The 17326-nt window shown below is 36.2% G+C and carries 20 protein-coding genes; 7 read left to right on the forward strand and 13 right to left on the reverse strand.

Translation table 11 applies throughout. The features are described from left to right. Positions 1-79: 79 nt before the first annotated feature. The 3 genes from QRY57_RS23525 to QRY57_RS23535 form a co-directional block, all read right to left on the reverse strand. Positions 80-1888 (reverse strand): acyltransferase family protein, encoded by a 1809-nt coding sequence (locus QRY57_RS23525; RefSeq protein ID WP_286016251.1) that lies wholly within the window; start codon positions 1886-1888, stop codon positions 80-82. 471 nt (positions 1889-2359) lie between these two features. Beyond that, entirely contained in the window at positions 2360-2575 is a 216-nt protein-coding gene (locus QRY57_RS23530; protein WP_286016252.1) for a hypothetical protein, read from the reverse strand. Between the two features lies 1 nt (position 2576). After that, positions 2577-2873, reverse strand: coding sequence for a DUF3986 family protein (locus tag QRY57_RS23535; RefSeq protein WP_208017233.1), 297 nt, complete (start codon positions 2871-2873; stop codon positions 2577-2579). A 120-nt stretch (positions 2874-2993) separates the two neighbouring features. Here QRY57_RS23535 and QRY57_RS23540 point away from each other — a divergent pair, with 120 nt between their 5' ends. From QRY57_RS23540 to QRY57_RS23550, 3 genes are read left to right on the forward strand one after another with little or no spacing between them, the layout of a single operon-like run. Then, positions 2994-3998: an ABC transporter substrate-binding protein gene (locus tag QRY57_RS23540; RefSeq protein WP_090688113.1), complete on the forward strand. Its 1005-nt coding sequence runs from the start codon at positions 2994-2996 to the stop codon at positions 3996-3998. An 11-nt stretch (positions 3999-4009) separates the two neighbouring features. Next, positions 4010-4774 (forward strand): ABC transporter ATP-binding protein, encoded by a 765-nt coding sequence (locus QRY57_RS23545; RefSeq protein ID WP_286016253.1) that lies wholly within the window; start codon positions 4010-4012, stop codon positions 4772-4774. Continuing rightward, positions 4767-5573, forward strand: coding sequence for an ABC transporter permease (locus tag QRY57_RS23550; RefSeq protein ID WP_286016254.1), 807 nt, complete (start codon positions 4767-4769; stop codon positions 5571-5573). The genes QRY57_RS23545 and QRY57_RS23550 overlap by 8 nt, the downstream gene beginning before the upstream one ends. A 34-nt stretch (positions 5574-5607) precedes the next feature. Here QRY57_RS23550 and QRY57_RS23555 read toward each other — a convergent pair whose 3' ends face one another. Then, on the reverse strand, positions 5608-6693 hold the full coding sequence (locus QRY57_RS23555) for a recombinase family protein (protein ID WP_286016255.1): 1086 nt from the start codon (positions 6691-6693) through the stop codon (positions 5608-5610). A 209-nt stretch (positions 6694-6902) separates the two neighbouring features. Between QRY57_RS23555 and QRY57_RS23560 the strand changes: the two genes are divergently transcribed. Then, on the forward strand, positions 6903-7553 hold the full coding sequence (locus QRY57_RS23560) for an HAD family hydrolase (RefSeq protein ID WP_286016256.1): 651 nt from the start codon (positions 6903-6905) through the stop codon (positions 7551-7553). 17 nt (positions 7554-7570) lie between these two features. On the opposite strand, the gene mutTA is transcribed toward QRY57_RS23560, so the two are convergent. Continuing rightward, positions 7571-8050: an antimutator 8-oxo-(dGTP/GTP)ase gene (mutTA, locus tag QRY57_RS23565; protein WP_026593820.1), complete on the reverse strand. Its 480-nt coding sequence runs from the start codon at positions 8048-8050 to the stop codon at positions 7571-7573. An 85-nt stretch (positions 8051-8135) separates the two neighbouring features. Next, positions 8136-8453, reverse strand: coding sequence for a hypothetical protein (locus tag QRY57_RS23570; RefSeq protein WP_026593821.1), 318 nt, complete (start codon positions 8451-8453; stop codon positions 8136-8138). A 108-nt stretch (positions 8454-8561) separates the two neighbouring features. Here QRY57_RS23570 and ytzI point away from each other — a divergent pair, with 108 nt between their 5' ends. Genes ytzI through QRY57_RS23585 form a run of 3 tightly spaced genes read left to right on the forward strand, consistent with a single transcriptional unit; the run spans position 8562 to position 9201 of the window. Then, positions 8562-8711: a YtzI protein gene (gene ytzI / locus QRY57_RS23575; RefSeq protein ID WP_286016257.1), complete on the forward strand. Its 150-nt coding sequence runs from the start codon at positions 8562-8564 to the stop codon at positions 8709-8711. A gap of 1 nt (position 8712) precedes the next feature. Further along, on the forward strand, positions 8713-8943 hold the full coding sequence (locus tag QRY57_RS23580) for a DUF3953 domain-containing protein (RefSeq protein ID WP_286016258.1): 231 nt from the start codon (positions 8713-8715) through the stop codon (positions 8941-8943). Between the two features lie 27 nt (positions 8944-8970). Further along, entirely contained in the window at positions 8971-9201 is a 231-nt protein-coding gene (locus tag QRY57_RS23585) for a DUF3953 domain-containing protein (protein WP_286016259.1), read from the forward strand. Between the two features lie 315 nt (positions 9202-9516). Here the strand turns inward: QRY57_RS23585 and QRY57_RS23590 are convergent, their stop codons facing one another. The 7 genes from QRY57_RS23590 to QRY57_RS23620 all read right to left on the reverse strand — a co-directional run bounded on the left by QRY57_RS23590 (position 9517) and on the right by QRY57_RS23620 (position 17053). Then, positions 9517-9924 (reverse strand): DUF5412 domain-containing protein, encoded by a 408-nt coding sequence (locus QRY57_RS23590; RefSeq protein ID WP_286017924.1) that lies wholly within the window; start codon positions 9922-9924, stop codon positions 9517-9519. A 141-nt stretch (positions 9925-10065) separates the two neighbouring features. Further along, the gene (locus QRY57_RS23595) at positions 10066-11055 is read right to left on the reverse strand and encodes a LacI family DNA-binding transcriptional regulator (protein WP_286016260.1); all 990 of its coding nucleotides are present in this window, start codon (positions 11053-11055) and stop codon (positions 10066-10068) included. A 24-nt stretch (positions 11056-11079) separates the two neighbouring features. Beyond that, complete coding sequence (locus QRY57_RS23600) at positions 11080-12126, reverse strand: aldose epimerase family protein (protein WP_286016261.1); 1047 nt, start codon at positions 12124-12126, stop codon at positions 11080-11082. 17 nt (positions 12127-12143) lie between these two features. Beyond that, positions 12144-13628, reverse strand: coding sequence for a UDP-glucose--hexose-1-phosphate uridylyltransferase (gene galT / locus QRY57_RS23605; RefSeq protein ID WP_208017225.1), 1485 nt, complete (start codon positions 13626-13628; stop codon positions 12144-12146). 162 nt (positions 13629-13790) lie between these two features. After that, a complete protein-coding gene (locus QRY57_RS23610) occupies positions 13791-14972 on the reverse strand; it encodes a galactokinase (RefSeq protein WP_286016262.1) in 1182 nt (393 codons plus the stop codon). 364 nt (positions 14973-15336) lie between these two features. Then, complete coding sequence (locus tag QRY57_RS23615; protein WP_286016263.1) at positions 15337-15492, reverse strand: hypothetical protein; 156 nt, start codon at positions 15490-15492, stop codon at positions 15337-15339. A 76-nt stretch (positions 15493-15568) separates the two neighbouring features. Beyond that, complete coding sequence (locus tag QRY57_RS23620) at positions 15569-17053, reverse strand: aldehyde dehydrogenase family protein (protein ID WP_286016264.1); 1485 nt, start codon at positions 17051-17053, stop codon at positions 15569-15571. Between the last annotated feature and the right edge of the window lie 273 nt (positions 17054-17326).

The raw sequence follows: 17326 nt of genomic DNA on the forward strand, positions 1-17326 counted from the left end.
CTCTACAAGTTCTCTTTTGTTTTCAATCAATCTATTGCATCACACTTTGAAGTTATGTCAAAATGTGATGCAAATCAAATTATTGATTCACCGCTTTTGCTACAAGCGCAGCATATGCTTCTGCACCTGCTTTCGTTAAATGTACACCATCTGGTTCAAAATATGCCTTATTTCCAGCACTTGCTGTATACCAATCGACTAACGTCACATTTTTATACTCAGATGCTACCTCTTTTAATTTCTCATTCACTAATGATTCCCATGGACGTGGTACCCTCGTATTGATTAATACAATTTTACGTTCATTCCCAATCAATTGTACTAATGATACTAATTGATCCTTAGTAAACGCTCCATTTGTACCTAATCCAACGATAACATGATTTCCTAAATTCCCCTGATTTTTTAGCTGTTCTACAGCAGGAATTGCTTTAGACAACTGTCGACCAACCTTCGCATCAATTACAATATTAGGAAATGCATTTTTCAAATACGGAGCAATATCAATCATAATGGAATCACCTACAGCTGTAACTGTTAGAGGATCTTTAGACTGCGTATTAGCTTCTTGTTGTTCTTTATTTTGAGGCGGCTCCTCAGCTGATTTTTCCCGAACTGCAACTGGGTGCTTCGCCGGTTCCGCTTGTACCGACTCTACCTTATCTTTTTGAGAATTCTCCTTTGCTTTACTAGCTGTTGATAATCCAAAAACAGCTATCGAAGAAATTAATAATGCACCTACTATAGCTAACTTACCACTTAATGCTAAGTTTCTTATTTTCCAGTTCTTAGATCGAATGTTCCGGAGTGCCCCTTGTCTGATTGGATTTTCAATAAACTTCCATGAAATTTGTGCCACAACTATAATAAGTACAAATTGAAGAATTGCTCTTGTAAGTGAAAACTCTCCAGCATGTACCTTCGGAGTCGTCAATGCGATAATCGGATAATGCCAAAGATATATCCCATACGATCGTACACCCATCCAGCGTAATGGTCTAAACCTTAAAAATAGAGCGATTCGGCTAGCTGGATGAGCAAGGTTCGCTACTAGCAATGCTGTAGCGATTGATAAAAGGACCATTCCTCCTTGATATAAAAATGGATCATATTGATTCGTTTTCCAAAACATAACGAGGATGACGATAAGAGCAATTCCTCCAACTACATCAAGAATAAGACGTGCCTTTGGAATAATTTTATTCGCAAGTCTACTGCTTGGCCAAATTAAAGCAAGTGCCGCTCCAATTAATAAGGAGAAAGCCCTCGTATCAGTACCGTAATAAATTCTGCTTGGATCAACTCCTGGTTCATACAGAATAGCCATCGCTAATGCAGAAGCAGCTGCCCCTAAAACAATAAATAAAATGATACGTGATTTCTGTTTTATGTAACGAAATGCCAGGCTAATAATAAATGGCCAGACTACATAGAACTGTTCTTCAACTGCTAACGACCAAAAATGATTCAACGGGGACAGTTGGTTAAAACTATCAAAGTATGATAATTTGTGATAAATATACCACCAGTTACTGAAGTATAATAAAGCTGCTAGTGAATCTCCTCGCATTTTTCCTAGCAAAGAGCTATGAAAAATTGTAATCCATGCTAAAACAACTACAAGCATGACAAACATTCCCGGAAGCAATCTTCTTGCCCTACGCAACCAGAAATTCTTCAAGTCAATTCTCTTATTTCTCTTCCATTCTATAGCGAGAATATCCGTAATTAAATAACCCGACAATACAAAGAATACAGCAACCCCTAGGAACCCCCCAGGCATCCAATTAAAATTGATATGATATAAAATAACACCTAGTATGGCTAGGCCTCTTAGACTGTCCAATCCAACCATATAGCGACTATTTTTCTGTAATGGTTTAGGCATTCACAGTCACCTCCTTATATTTATCTAAAAATTCCGTCAATAACATCAGTGATATAAAGCGCTATCAATTCTCTAAAAACATATGAACCTAATCAAAATATTACAAAACCAAATTACAAACCCTCTCACTGTTTATAATTGCATGCACAGTAATTAGAATTTTAACATGTTATCTAACTACATAAAATAGTTTCATGCATAAACTTTCTTTTATAAATAAATAAAAATTCAAATATACAAATTAAAAAACCTGCATAAATCCTTTCTAGGGTGAAAGAGAGCGTCTGCTCATAGATAGAAACGGGCTTGCCTCATGCCATAAAAACAGAGGGAGAAAACGAGGGGGAATTCGCTTTTGTTTCAGAGGCCGTAACTTGTAGCTGGAAAATCAAAGTAGATATATAAAAAGAGGTTATCCTAAAAAACTACTTTTAGGATAACCTCTTTTTGTATTAACCGACACGCTAGCCTCTACCAAATCCCCCATAGAATGCATATAACCAATATAAGTGTATAATCACCAAAATCTAATGTAGGACCCTTCTTCACATGCATATCCAGCCACATATAAACGAGCTTTATTCTTTTATATTTATAAATATTTTTCTTTGCAAATCGATAAACAAGAACCTGCAAAATCATAAAACCCGCTACATATATAAATAACAAAACAAAAAAATCAACCATCCTATTTCTGTACAGCTTTTTCCAATATACCGTGCCCCAAAAGCCATTCTTCAAACTTCGCACTGCCAAATTCCCAGCTTAAATCATTGGCATGTACGGAAAAAACGCGATAACCTGCATACTCATCCATATACGCATCTTCTTGCATCTTGCTTGGCGAAATCCCATAAAATGAAAAGTTGAAAAAGACATCCCATACATCTTCATGTTTTCTTTTATAAGCAATCGATTCCATATCGTACTCTTCTCCGAAATAATCAAGATGTAAATGCATGCTATCATCATATTCATACTTCATTTTATCACCCCTTATATTTGTACTTCTTTACCATCCAAAAAATTCCTTCTATGTCCACTCACATCTAGGCACTTACCTACATATTATGGCAGTAGATTCATTTCTAGGAGGTGTCATATTTTGAAAAAATTCATAGCTGTTTTTTGTATATTTGTACTTACTGTTTTTACGTTTGTAGCGTGTAATAAAAAGGATGACGCAAAGCAGCAGACAAAAAAGATTCGCATTGGTGAAGTTACACACTCTCTCTTCTATGCACCGCTATATGTTGGAATTGAAAAAGGATTTTTTAAAGAAGAAGGATTAGATATTGACCTGCAAACGACAGCTGGTGGCGATAAAACAATGACAGCCTTATTATCTGGCGGAATTGATATTGCACTTGTGGGCTCTGAAACATCCATTTATGTTCACCAGCAAGGGGCAAAAGATCCAGTTATTAACTTTGCACAGCTCACGCAAACTGATGGTACATTTTTAGTTTCACGTAAAAAGTTAGATTCTTTTAATTGGAACGATGTAAAGGGTGTTACGTTCCTTGGTCAACGTAAAGGCGGTATGCCGCAAATGGTTGGGGAATACGTTTTAAAGAAAAATGGTATTGATCCGCACAAAGATACAAATTTAATTCAAAATGTTGAGTTTGCTAATATTGCAAATGCCTTCGCGTCTGGTACAGGTGAATTTGTGCAGCTCTTTGAACCAACTGCAAGTATTTTAGAAAAAGAAGGAAAGGGCTATATCGTCGCTTCTTTCGGTACTGAATCCGGAACTGTTCCTTACACAACATTTATGGCAAAGGAAAGCTTTTTAAAGAAAGATAAAGTAGCTGCGGAGAAATTCACACGTGCATTATATAAAGCACAGCAATGGGTGGATACACATAGCCCAGAAGAAATCGCAAAAACCGTTACACCTCTTTTCAAAGATACTTCACAAGACATTACGCTGAAGGTCATTGAACGTTACAAAAAGCAACATTCCTACGCAACGAATCCATTATTAGATGCGGAAGAATGGAAGCAACTTCAAGTCATTATGAAAGAGGCTGGGGAATTACAAAAAGAGGTTCCACATGAGGCGCTCGTCAATACAAAAATTGCCGAAAGCGTTATTAAGAAGTAGGGGCGAATACGATGAGTTTCTTACAAATATCTCATGTTTCCCAATGCTTTTTTTCAAAAGAAAAGGCTCGGCTTATCCTTGAAGATATTAGCTTACACGTAGAAGAAGGAGAATTTATATCCTTTCTCGGCCCAAGTGGCTGCGGCAAAACAACACTCCTTTCTATTATTGCAGGACTACTTCAACCAATCGAAGGTTTTGTCTCTTTTGATGATAAACCAGTAATAAAATCAACAGATTCAATGGGATATATGCTTCAACAAGATTACTTATTCCCTTGGAAAACGATTGAAGAAAATATAATGCTTGGGCTGCATATTACAAAAACATACGGAACGGAAACAAAGGAGCATACATTACAACTTTTAAAGCAAGTTGGCCTTGAAGGCGTCGAAAAGCAATATCCTTCGGAATTATCCGGTGGTATGCGTCAAAGAGCCGCACTCGTTCGTACACTTGCGACAAATCCGAAAATCCTTTTGCTTGATGAGCCCTTTTCAGCTCTTGATTATCAAACAAAATTAAAATTAGAGGAGCTCGTATTTTCTTTATTACACAAGTATAAGAAAACTTCTCTTCTCGTCACACATGATATTGAAGAAGCAATCGCAATGAGTGATCGCATTTACTTGCTTCAAGCAAACCCTGGGAAAGTTGCTAAAACATTTACCGTACCAGAAAGCATTCGCTCTCTACCACCACTTGAGGCAAGGCACCATTCCGATTTTCCGGCCCTTTTTCAAGACATATGGAAGGAGCTGGAACGTCTTGGATAATATTAAACAATTACACGAACAGTTTCGAAAAAAAGAACGTCAGCGTACCTGGACTGCTGCCTTTTTACAATTACTACTGCTCGTACTCTTTCTTACATTATGGGAAATTTCTAGTAAGAAAGAATGGATTGACCCCTTACTGTTCAGCTCTCCTTCAAGTATTTGGGAGTTATTTTTAAGTAAATGGGGAGATGGCTCACTTTGGATTCACATATGGACGACACTCTTAGAAACAAGTATTGGCTTTATTCTCGGCACGGTGCTCGGAACGATTATCGCCACAATCCTTTGGTGGATACCACTTCTAGCACGCGTATTAGACCCATACCTTGTCGTGTTAAATGCGATGCCAAAAGTAGCACTTGGTCCAATTATTATCGTTATTTTCGGCCCAAATCTCTCTTCTTCAATCGCAATGGGAGTCATTATTTCCATCATCATCACCATTCTTGTTATTTACAGTGCATTTGAAGAAGTTGATTCGAATTATATAAAAGTAATGGATACGTTTGGCGCAAATAAATGGCAAACCTATCAACAAGTTATTTTACCGTCTTCCTTTCCATCTATCATTTCAACTTTAAAAGTAAACGTTGGATTATCGTGGGTTGGTGTAATTTTCGGTGAACTTCTCGTTTCCAAACAAGGTCTCGGTTATTTAATTAGCTATGGCTTCCAAGTGTTTAACTTTACACTTGTACTGCTGAGTGTGTTACTGACATGTATCCTCGCGACTCTTATGTATGTATTTGTGGAAGGACTTGAAAAATTACTTGTAGGGAAAAGAAAAAGAAGCTGATTCAAGGCAACATGCCAAGGTCAGCTTCTTTCGTTTATACTTCCTTTGAAATTTCATATAGGCCAGATAACACTTCAGTACGCATTTTTACAAGCTCAGGGAATTGATAGAAGAAAGCAATTTTTTTATACTTCACCTCTGTACCTTCCTTCACTTTCTTTGAATCTTGTAAAATGAATGCAGTAAATGTATCAGCAATGTCTTCTGCTACATTTGTTGTGCTATATTCTGAAACAAATTGATCCTGTTTATCTTTAAAAAATTGGATTTGTGCTTCTAGGTTTGTTTCAATTTCTTTTTCTTTCCATTCATTTTCAATTTGCTTCCAAAACGATTCATAAAACTTATTGATATAAGAATTCTCTTTCGTACAACCTTCTTGTAAGAAAAGATTTCCACATTTGTCTTTATACGATGAAATATCTTTATCCTCTTCAAATGCTTTTATATACTTTTTATCTACTGGAATTTGCGTATCATTTAATGTTAATACGTGAGCTGTTTCATGAATTAGCGTTTTCATCACTTCATCTATATTTATGCCGGAATCAAGTGTATCTAAACTTAACACCCACTCTTTCTGATTTTCCATACTAGGAGCCACATGTGCAACAACTCCATCATATCCATCTGTCACAATATCAAATTCTTTTATACTCTCTCTATATTTAGCAGGGATCAGTGTACGATACATTTCCCATAACGTATCATGATAATCCATATCCTCATGCTGGGCGATGACTTCTTCTTTTGCTTCTTTATCATCCGCAAACACTTTATTTAAACGTTTCTTATCTAGTTTTTCAAAATAAGGGTCTATAATATCTTCATTATCAATATAGTAAGATGCTAAAAAGAAATAATTTTCATCATCATTCTTCTTTTGCTGCGCTTCCTTAATTACTTCTGCACCTTCTTCAAATTCCCCCGGTACTTCTAGCTGAGACAGATTTTCCATCTTCTTATATACTTTTTGAATCATACCATCTCCAAGCCTCGTACACTCTTCTTCTGTTTTACATATTTCTTTCTTTTCGGCAACATTCACCGATTTATTGCAACTTACCGTAAAACAAATTGCTAAGATAAAAAGGAATAGCTTACCATAACGTCTCACCATATAACCCTCCATTATTCCATTCTACAAAGATATTATACAGTGAAAATTTAATCAGTAGGTGAACCTTTTCTTCCCCCTAATTTCCTCATTTCTATTTACATTTTAAATTGGGAGTATTACCGCCTGCAAATAGTGGGATAATCATTTTTTTGAAAATATGCGATAATTATTTTAAATGGGCTTTTTACTTTAAGAAGGAGGAATGTATTATGATACGTGCTGTATTATTTGATTTAGACGGGACATTATTAGATCGACGTCAATCTTTGGAAAGTTTTATTGGCGACCAATATAATCGTTACGCAGCGCACTTTACTGAAATAGAAAAAAATGAGTATTGTACTCGCTTTGTCCAGCTTGATAATAACGGCTACACTTGGAAAGATAAAGTCTATGCTATCTTGCTCAAAGAATATAACATTACGACTCTAACAGTTGAACAACTTTTACACGACTACGTCACAGAATTCACAAACCACTGTATTCCATTTCCAAATATGCACGAATTGCTACAACAATTACAAAATCAGAATATCGCAATTGGAATTATTACGAATGGCTTTACCGAATTCCAAATGAATAACCTTCGTGCCTTGCAGCTACATACGTATACAAATACAATTCTTGTTTCAGAAGCAGAAGGCATTAAGAAACCTCATCCAGCTATTTTTGAGCGTGCTCTCAAACAATTAAACGTTCAGGCAGAAGAATGCATCTATGTTGGAGATCACCCTGAAAATGATGTCATGGGAGCTGAGAAGGCTGGGATGACTGCGGTTTGGAAGAAGGATTCATTTTGGAAGGATTTTGAACATTCTCATGCAGTTCGAGATTTGCTTGAAATACTATCTTTTGTATAAAAAAGAACTCGGCTCCTTTACTTCGTAAAACAGCCGAGTTCCTCTATATGTTTCATCGTACGCGCTAATACATCATCGCGCATAATAAAGCTAAATTTCCTATCACTTTTAATGTTATCAGGGATTTCTTTTAATAGAACAGACCCTTTTGTCTCTTCATAGTGCGTATGTTCTTCTACTGCGCTAATTGTTGCAAAATAAATGTTTTTAATGATTATTTTGTCTTTTCCAGATACTTTGTATTGTCCTAAGTAAGTTAAATCAGAAACAATCCCGCCAGTTTCTTCATGAACCTCTCGAACTGCCGCTTCTTCCGGTGTTTCCCCGAGTTCTACCTTACCGCCTGGAAATTCAAGACCGCGGCGCAAATGATGCGTTAATAACCATTGATCCCCGTACCGGCATACAACCCAAACATGCTTTGGCTCAGGAGAAAATGGGTAACGTTCAAACGATAATTGTACAGTATTGTGGTAATAATCTTTAAATTTGTACATGCCATTACTCCCCTATAGATGGTTACAAGATTTTCCTACCACAAATTGTAGCACAATTCGTATTCATATGCATAATGTTATCCAACTATAATCCATTGATTATTCCCATTTGTGCGACTAATTCCTTCGTTTCATGATTCCCTAAATCATAAATCATCTTATATGCTTTCTGCAGCTCAGCATCATACCGATCATTATTTGAATCATGATGATATTCCACATATGGAACATGTGAACGTACAAAAGAGCCAAGATCTTCGCGATATGCCTGATCGAAGCATTCCCGTAACTCAATAATTTCCTCATCATTCGCCTGGATTTCAAAGCTATATGTATCCGCCGTTTTCACCTGCGAAATCTGTCCATTTCCTACTGATATATAGTAAGTTTTCTTATTATCCATATAACGCTCCTTCTTTCACCTTTTTAACTTCTATTGTTTTCAACAATTACAAAATTATGTAAAACGAAGTTTCGTTTAATGATAAAATGGAGAAAAGGAGGGGTCTATTTGATTAAAATATTAATTATTGGAGTCATTATTGTACTTATCGTATTGGTTCTCTCTGTGCTGACAATCAATAAAGGTTATTCTTACAAACATTCAGTGGACAAACCAGAGGATAATCCTTATCTAACAAATAAACAGGAGGATCAATAATATGCTTCGTATATCCCGCCTCCTCACTACTTTCATTGTCATTATCGTATCCTTATATAGCCTCTTTACACAGAATGATGCATTTCTTACACTCTCACAATTTTTCGTAGGAGCCTTAATGTTTATAATCGCGATTGAACAAATACAAAAGAAAGACCCAAGCACCGGTTTGACATGTATGGTAGCAGGAGTTTTCGTATGGGCTGTTCTCGTAGCAAAGTATGTGATGTAACGACTATTTCCCTATAGAGGAATAAACATGTTAAAGATTGTTCGGATTACATTCGTACTCATTGCATTAACTTTATCTATCTATAGTTTTATCACAGATAACAGAGGTATTATGCTTTATATGTTCATTGCTTTAGGCTTAGTGTCTTTCACTATGAGCATTGAAGAATTACGTGAACAAAAGAAAGCAAGTGGAACATTCTATTTATTAGCCGAAACACTTACTTTATTTCTAGCTACATTCGATTTATTCTGTTAATTCGAACTTTCAAAGGAGGGACTTTAATGCTAACTGGATTACGTATTTTTCTCTTGCTTACACTTATTCTTTGTATATATTCTTTTTTTACCAATAGCCTTGCAATCACCCCTTACGTACAACTTAGTTTTAGTTGTTCATTTATCCTTATCGGCATAAATGAAATAAAAGCAGGGCGAAAATCAATGAGCATTCCGTATTTTGGGATTTCCGCTCTTATGTTCTTCGTTATGGTATCCAAATTTTTTCACTAAATAAGGCAATTTATAGAGTTAAAATAACTATCCATACTCTACTTCTCTTACTACATATCATTTACTGAATAAACTGTTTCGGCTCTTTTTTAATATGCTTATCATCCTCACGCCAATCATACGTTTCTTCCCGTGAAATATCTAAAGTTTGATCTCCAATTCTAACTCTATCTTTATCCATCCATTGAATGTATGGATCTGTATCTGGATAGTTCCAATATATATTCTTGGTGGAATCGGAACTAAGATTAACCAGCTCTCCTCTAACAGCATCTGCACTTAATGACCCAGCATCATGAAAATAAGTTTTTATAACATGCTTTCCATCTGGGGATTGCACAGTTCGAATCCATTCCCCTTTCGGAACGCCTTGCAAACTAAAAAATTTCCAATATCCGAAGCCAATGATTATTACTAGCGCAGCAAATAATACCAATGCTACTTTTCTCTTTGTCTTTTTGATTTGCATTTTTGTATCGCTCACTCAACCATCCCCTATAATATTGAATATAATCCTCTTAAAACCATATTACACTACACACTAACCTTTAATATAACCTCATAAAAAGAAACCCCTGTTTCAATAAGCAGAAGTTTCTTTTTTCATTTACTAAAAACTACTTTTCCTAATGTTTAATTTCGTTGACAAAATTACCTTTTTAGCTACATTCCGTCCTAACAATCGTTCCATTAATAAATCCACTGCCGTTTCTCCCATAAGTCCTGTATATACTTTCACTGTACTGAGCGCTGGAGAAAGATACTGGGAAATACTAATATCATTTACACCAATTATATTTACTCTTTCTGGAACAGCAATTTCATGTTCATTTAGTGCTCTTAGACATCCGATTGCCATCGCGTCATTTCCAACAAAAAAAGCCGTCGGTAACTGATCCTGCTGCTCTTCTATCGCCTGATTCATTAATAAATAACCATCGTTTACTGAAAACTGACCCGTGTATATATAATTCTCATAAAATAATTCTTTTTCCTTCATATATGTTATAAAGGCACGTTCCCTTGAATCTTCAATTTCGGAAGTCTGATCTTTAAATGTTTCCCGTCCTCCTATGTATCCAATCTTTTGATGTTCCTTTTCTATTAAATAATCAATCACCTTCATTGTTGCCTTCTCAAAATCTACCACAACCGAATCAAAAATCTCTTCATTTGGAGAATAATCTACAAATACAATATTTTTTGTTATCATTTCAAATAAACCTATTTCTCGTTCACTAAATTTCCCTATTGCAATCATGCCTTGAATATTTTCCTTCATCAACTCTTCCATTTGGCTATGAAAAAGTTTTACAATTTTCAACCCTTGCTGTTCACATCTTTTTTCTATTCCTAAACGAATGGACATATAATATAAATCGTTAAGCTCTTCTTCCTCTGTATACCAATGGATCAAAGCAATTTTCGGTAATTCTTTTTTACGATTTGTACGCTTCTTATAAGAAAGCTCCTCTGCTGCCTCAAATATCCTCTTCTTCGTTTCATCACTGACAGAAAGTAATGCATCATTATTTAACACCCGAGAAACAGTAGCTATGGATACGCCTGCCTTCTCTGCTATATCTTTAATCGTTGCCATACCTAATCCACCTACTCTTCTCAATTATTCAACCCGAAACATATATTTCGTCGAGGAAGAGAATAATTGATTTTTATTTAAAATGTACGAAGGAAAATTCGGATGATGAATGGCATCAGGCAATCCTTGCGTTTCTAGACAAAGTCCTAAATACTTTTTGGATTGTACCCCACATATTTCAAACTCACTTGGTAATTGGTTTCCTGTATACAAAACTACGCCAACCTCATCTGTTTCCACGACTAATTTGCGGCCACTTTCTTCATCCCATAATATAATTTCCTGATCGTAGTTGCTATTCAACAGAAAAGGATGATCATATCCCTTCCCTACTAATTCATTTTGATAATAGCGAGAATATACTCCCTCTTTTATTTGCCTTCCTGCTCGGAAATCGAAGGGCGTATCTATTACATCCAATATTTCACCCGTTGGTAATAATTGCTCGTTTAATTCTAGAAATTGATCACTGTCAATTTTTAAAGTATGCTGTAAGACATCCCGCTTTAAATTTCCACTTAGGTTAAAATACGTATGATTCGTTACGTTTAATATCGTCGTTTTATCCGATTGTGCTTCATAACGAATCAAAAATTCATTCGCATTATTTAATGTATAGAACACTTTTACATGTACAGTTCCTGGATATCCTTCTTCTCCGTTAGGGCTAGTATAAATAAATTCAATTCCGGTTTCCTTCTCATTTTCTATTATTTTAGCATCCCAAACGATATAACTAAATCCTTTCAAACCACCATGAAGGTGATTGTCTTGCTCGTTCTTTACCAGCGTATAGGTGTTGCCATCCAACTCAAATTGAGCCCCTTTGATTCTACCAGCTACTCTTCCTACAACTGCTCCAAAGTATGGAGAATATCTCTCGTAGTTTCCCAATTCTTCAAACCCTAAAACGATATTTTCATACTTTCCTTTCCTATCAGGCGTAATAATTTTCGTAATCACACAACCGTAATTTAAACACGTAACCTCTATACCCTGGGCATTTTTTAATGTATAAGCGTACACATCTTTTCCATTTACTTTACCAAATATATTTTGAAAGACTGTCATATCCCTATCGCCCGCTCCTATAAACTTTGTATAAAACGTTTAAATGCAGCTATTCCTCCATCGTTTCGTTTGAAAACTCCAGCATCTTCTAATGCCCTTAAAAATTTAGCTGCTAGCTCTTTTTGAACAATGTGATGAATATTCTCTTCATTCGCTTCTACTTTGTACCGCTCTCTCAATTGCTCTGCCCATCGTTTGTGATATTCTGCTACACAATTGTCTTTATACAATACATATCGTTCTACCTCTTGTAACTCTAATTTCAACCTTGCTGGAAGTACAGCCAATCCCATCACTTCAATTAAGCCTACGTTTTCCTTCTTAATGTGTTGTACATCTTGATGCGGATGAAAGATACCAAAAGGATACTCCTTACTTGTACGATTATTTCGTAGTACAAGATCTAGCTCATACTGTTCATTTCGCTTGCGAGCAATAGGTGTAATCGTATTATGCGGCACACCGTCTGTACTTGCGTAAATATGAACGGATGGATCGCTATATTGCTTCCATTTATCCAAAATGGAATCTGCCACGTTTACTAATAAATTAGAATCCTTACCTTTTAAGCGAATAACAGACATAGGCCATTTCACTACTGAACATTGAACCTTCGGAAATCTATCTAATTGAAATACATAATCATCTTCTGCTTTTGCCATTGCAAATTCGTATTTACCACCTTGATAATGATCATGTGATAAAATGGATCCGCCTACAATAGGTAAATCCGCATTGGAGCCAATAAAATAATGAGGGAACCGTTTCACAAAAGAAAGTAATCTTTCAAAAGCTTGACGATTTATTTCCATATTCCGATGTGTTTCTGCTAGCACAATGCAATGTTCGTTATAGTATACATAAGGAGAATATTGTAAGTACCAGCGCTCTCCTAATAATTCCATTCGAATCATTCTATGGTTAGAACGTGCCGGATGGCCAAGTCTACCCACATATCCTTCATTTTCAATGCAAAGTAAGCATTTCGGATAATCCGTATTCTGTATTAGATTTTCGTTTACAATTTCTTTTGGATCTTTTTCCGGTTTAGATACATTAATCGTAATGTCCAGTTCTCCATACTCTGTATTGGCTTTATAATTAATATTTTTCTGAACATGCTTCGTTTGAATATAGTTACTTATTCGACTTAATTCATAAAAATAATCCGTCGCATGTTCTGGATGGCACTCGTAATGTTGATAGAAACATTGATTAATAGTCGATGGTTTTGCCATGAAGCAGTTCATAATTTGACTCGCTAATATGTCTCTTTTATAAGAAGAATCATCAATAATTCCTTGTTCACTCGCATACTGAACTAAATCTTCTAGTAAATCTGTTATTTCTTTTTCTTCCGCTTTACTTTCTTGCTTTTCAAAACGCTCTAAATGAAGAAGGTGAAGAATTTGATTTCTTATATAAATTCCATCTTCTCTTTCGATAAACCGAAGTGAACATGCCCGTTTTATAAGTTGCTCAATGACTTGATAAACATTCATGATACTTTCCCTCCGCTGAATCGTTATATCCGCTCGGATTATTTTCATTCCCATCATAAACTATAAGGAAAAATAAAATAGTTACACATTAGCTGTAACTACTACATTAAACTTTGCCCTACGAATTGCTATACAAGCACGAACACCGATATAACCTGCCATTCATTGCATTGCCTCTCTCTGCAGCTCTCGTGCCCCATCCCCAATATCAGCAACATAAAATGTCGCTTCGTAACCGATGACTTTTTTATACTTTTGTCCAACGTTGCAAATAAATTGATCCGTATATTCTTTCCCAACGATCGCAATTGCACAACCACCAAACCCCGCACCTGTCATACGTGCTCCTATAACCCCTTCTTGTTTCCAGGCTGATTCAACCAATGTATCTAGTTCTTGCCCTGTCACTTCATAATCATCACGTAAAGAACAATGGGATTCATTCATCAGCCTTCCAAATTCTTTTATATTATTTTCTTGTAATTCTTTTACAGATCGCAATGTTCGGCAATTTTCATACACAACATGTTTCGCCCGTTTTCTTAAGCTCTCTTCCTTAATTACATGCTTATATTGTTCAAACATTTTTTCAGTTAGTTCTCCTAGGGAGCTTATATCAATTATCTCTTGTAAATTTGCAAGGGCCTGTTCACATTCCGTTCTTCTCTCATTATATTTAGAAGTAGCAAGCTCTCGCCGCTTGTTTGTATTCATAATAATGATATTGTAGTTATGCAGCTGCAGTGGCGCATACGTAAAATTCATTGTTTGGCAATTTAATAACATCCCATATCTTGCTTTTCCCATCCCAATAGCAAATTGATCCATAATGCCACTATTTACACCGATAAAATAATTCTCTACTTTTTTACCAATTTTAACCAATTCTATACGATCTAATTCGAATTGAAATAATCCTTCCATCGTTACCCCTGTTACAAGCTCAATAGAGGCAGACGATGACAATCCCGCACCGTTTGGAATATTTCCATAAAACATAATGTTAATTCCTGAATCAATGCTATATCCAGCTTCTATGAGATAACGAATCATACCTTTTGGATAATTCGCCCACTCATGTTCTTGCTTATAATCTAAATCCTGTAAAGAAAATGAAATAACACCCTTTTCGGGGAAGTTCAATGAATAGGCACATATTAACGCATCATCTCGCTTGCTTGCTAACGCATACGTGCCGAAAGTAATGGCACATGGAAACACATTTCCTCCGTTATAATCAGTATGCTCTCCAATCAAATTAATCCGACCAGGCGCAAAGAAAGTACGATACTCCTCTTGATGAAATATTTTCTTAAAGTTCTCCATTAACTGGTTATGTATCATCTAAAGGCCCCCTTATGTAATACGAACTAAAAAGGTTTTCCATTCTAATTCCGAATTCATTCTACAAAAAATAAAGACTTATTATCTTTTTACTAAAAAAATTCAAAAAAGTCAAAATTTTTTTAGTAAAAAATCGCATCATTTTTGTACATATTTTAGTAAAAAAATACCGCATCATTTTACTTTGCAGTTTAAAATGGATTACATATAATAATTCAATCTCTCATAATTGGTTTAATTGCGCAGAAAATCCTCTGAATTTTTATTGATTAACTCCCCTAAGATGTTCTTGAGACTATAAAAAGCTCCCTGTTTTTATACAGGAAGCTTTTTGATTCTTCTCTAGCGCATACCGTTTTTTTACTTAGTTTACCTCAATCGGCTTCTGGACAATAAACCAATAACAAAGCGCCACGCATCCAGCAATAATTCCACCAGAAATAAATGCTAACGCATACGAACCTGTTGTATCAGCTGGATGCACATCTAGTTTTGGATTTATTCTCCTCTCATCATTCATCCTCCCTTTTTGAACAAAAAATAGACATATATTTTTGTAGAAAAAAAGGATATGGTATCCATATCCTTCTCTCGAGCTACTCCAAATTCACCCAAATGCTCTTCACTTCCGTATAATTATCAAGCGCATACGAACCCATTTCACGGCCGATACCAGATTGTTTATATCCTCCAAATGGCGATGCGGCATTTTCTAAATTATAACTATTGATCCACACTGTACCTGCTTTTAATTGATTCGCAACTTTATGCGCTGTTTTTACATTTTCTGTCCATACACCAGCTGCTAAACCGTACGGTGTATTATTTGCTCGTTCAATAACTTCTTCTATCTCATCAAAAGGTAAGATAGAAACAACTGGGCCAAAGATTTCTTCTTGCGCGATTTTCATATTATCCGTTACATCTGCAAATACAGTTGGCGCCACGAAATATCCTTTTTCAAATTCCTTCACGCCGCCCGCTACAAGTTTTGCGCCTTCTTCTATTCCGCTCTTAATGTAGCTAAGTACACGTTCTTGTTGCTTCTTCGATACGAGAGGTCCCATTTCTGTTTCAGGGTCTAATCCATGTCCTACTTTCACTTCATTCGCCATTGTTCCTAATTCACTAACGACTTTTTCATAATGCTTTCGATGAACAAATATGCGTGAGCCTGCGCTACAGTTTTGACCATGGTTATACATAATGCCGTTAAATGCCCCAGGGATTGCCTTTGAAAGATCAGCATCTTCTAAAATAATATTTGGTGATTTCCCGCCAAGTTCTAATGTGACGTGCTTTATCGTCTCCGCTGCTTTACGCATAATCCCTTTTCCAATAACAGTTGATCCTGTGAAAGCAACTTTATTGATATCCGGATGATTCACAATCGCTTCACCAGCACCTCCGCCAAAACCAGGAACAAAATTGACTACACCATCTGGGAATCCAGCTTCTTTAAATAACTGCGCTGTATATAGAAGAGAGAGCGGCGTTTGCTCTGCTGGTTTCAAAACAATTGTACAACCCGTTGCCAGCGCTGCCCCTAACTTCCAAGCAGCCATTAATAATGGAAAGTTCCACGGAATAATTTGTCCGACAACGCCAATTGGTTCATGGCGTGTATAGTTTAAATATTCCGGTGAAATTGGAATTGTTTGCCCAAGAATCTTTGTTGCCCATCCCGCATAATAACGGAAATGATCAACTGTCCCTGCAATATCATCTTCAAGCGCCTGTTTATATGGTTTTCCATTGTCTAGTGCCTCAAGCTGCGCCAGTTCTTCTTTATTCTCATCGATTAAATCTGCAAGCTTGTAAATCAAGTGCGCTCGTTCTGCTGCACTTATTTTTGACCAAGTTCCTTCTTCAAACGCTTTACGAGCAGCTTTCACTGCAATATTCACATCTTCTTCTCCTGCCTCACATACAACAGCAAGTACTTCCTCTGTCGCTGGATTCCAAACGTTAAATGTTTTTCCACTTACTGCTGGAACGAATTTCCCATCGATAAATAATTCCTTTTTCCCTTCCAGGAACGCTTGAACTTTTGGTTTTAAATCTTGGCTTGTCGTTAGCATACTCTCTCTCCCTCGTATATTATTTTTTAGTTACTCTTTCAAGCGACGATTTAACACAATGTTCTCTTGGACGTCTGAGGATATTCCTAGATAATGAAAGTAAGGATCATTTGGGACAATTCTCCCTCTCCCTGTAGGCTTTAACTACATTAAAAGACTGTTTCCCAGTGTTCGCTTTATTCTTCCTACTCACAGGCTGTTCTCCTTAATTCAAACCTAGCTGTTAGTAGCGCTAGGGCGGCTTTTGAAGCAAGGGTAAGTTCTTATACACGA

This window comes from Bacillus arachidis (assembly GCF_030285945.1).
Lineage (GTDB): Bacteria > Bacillota > Bacilli > Bacillales > Bacillaceae_G > Bacillus_A > Bacillus_A arachidis.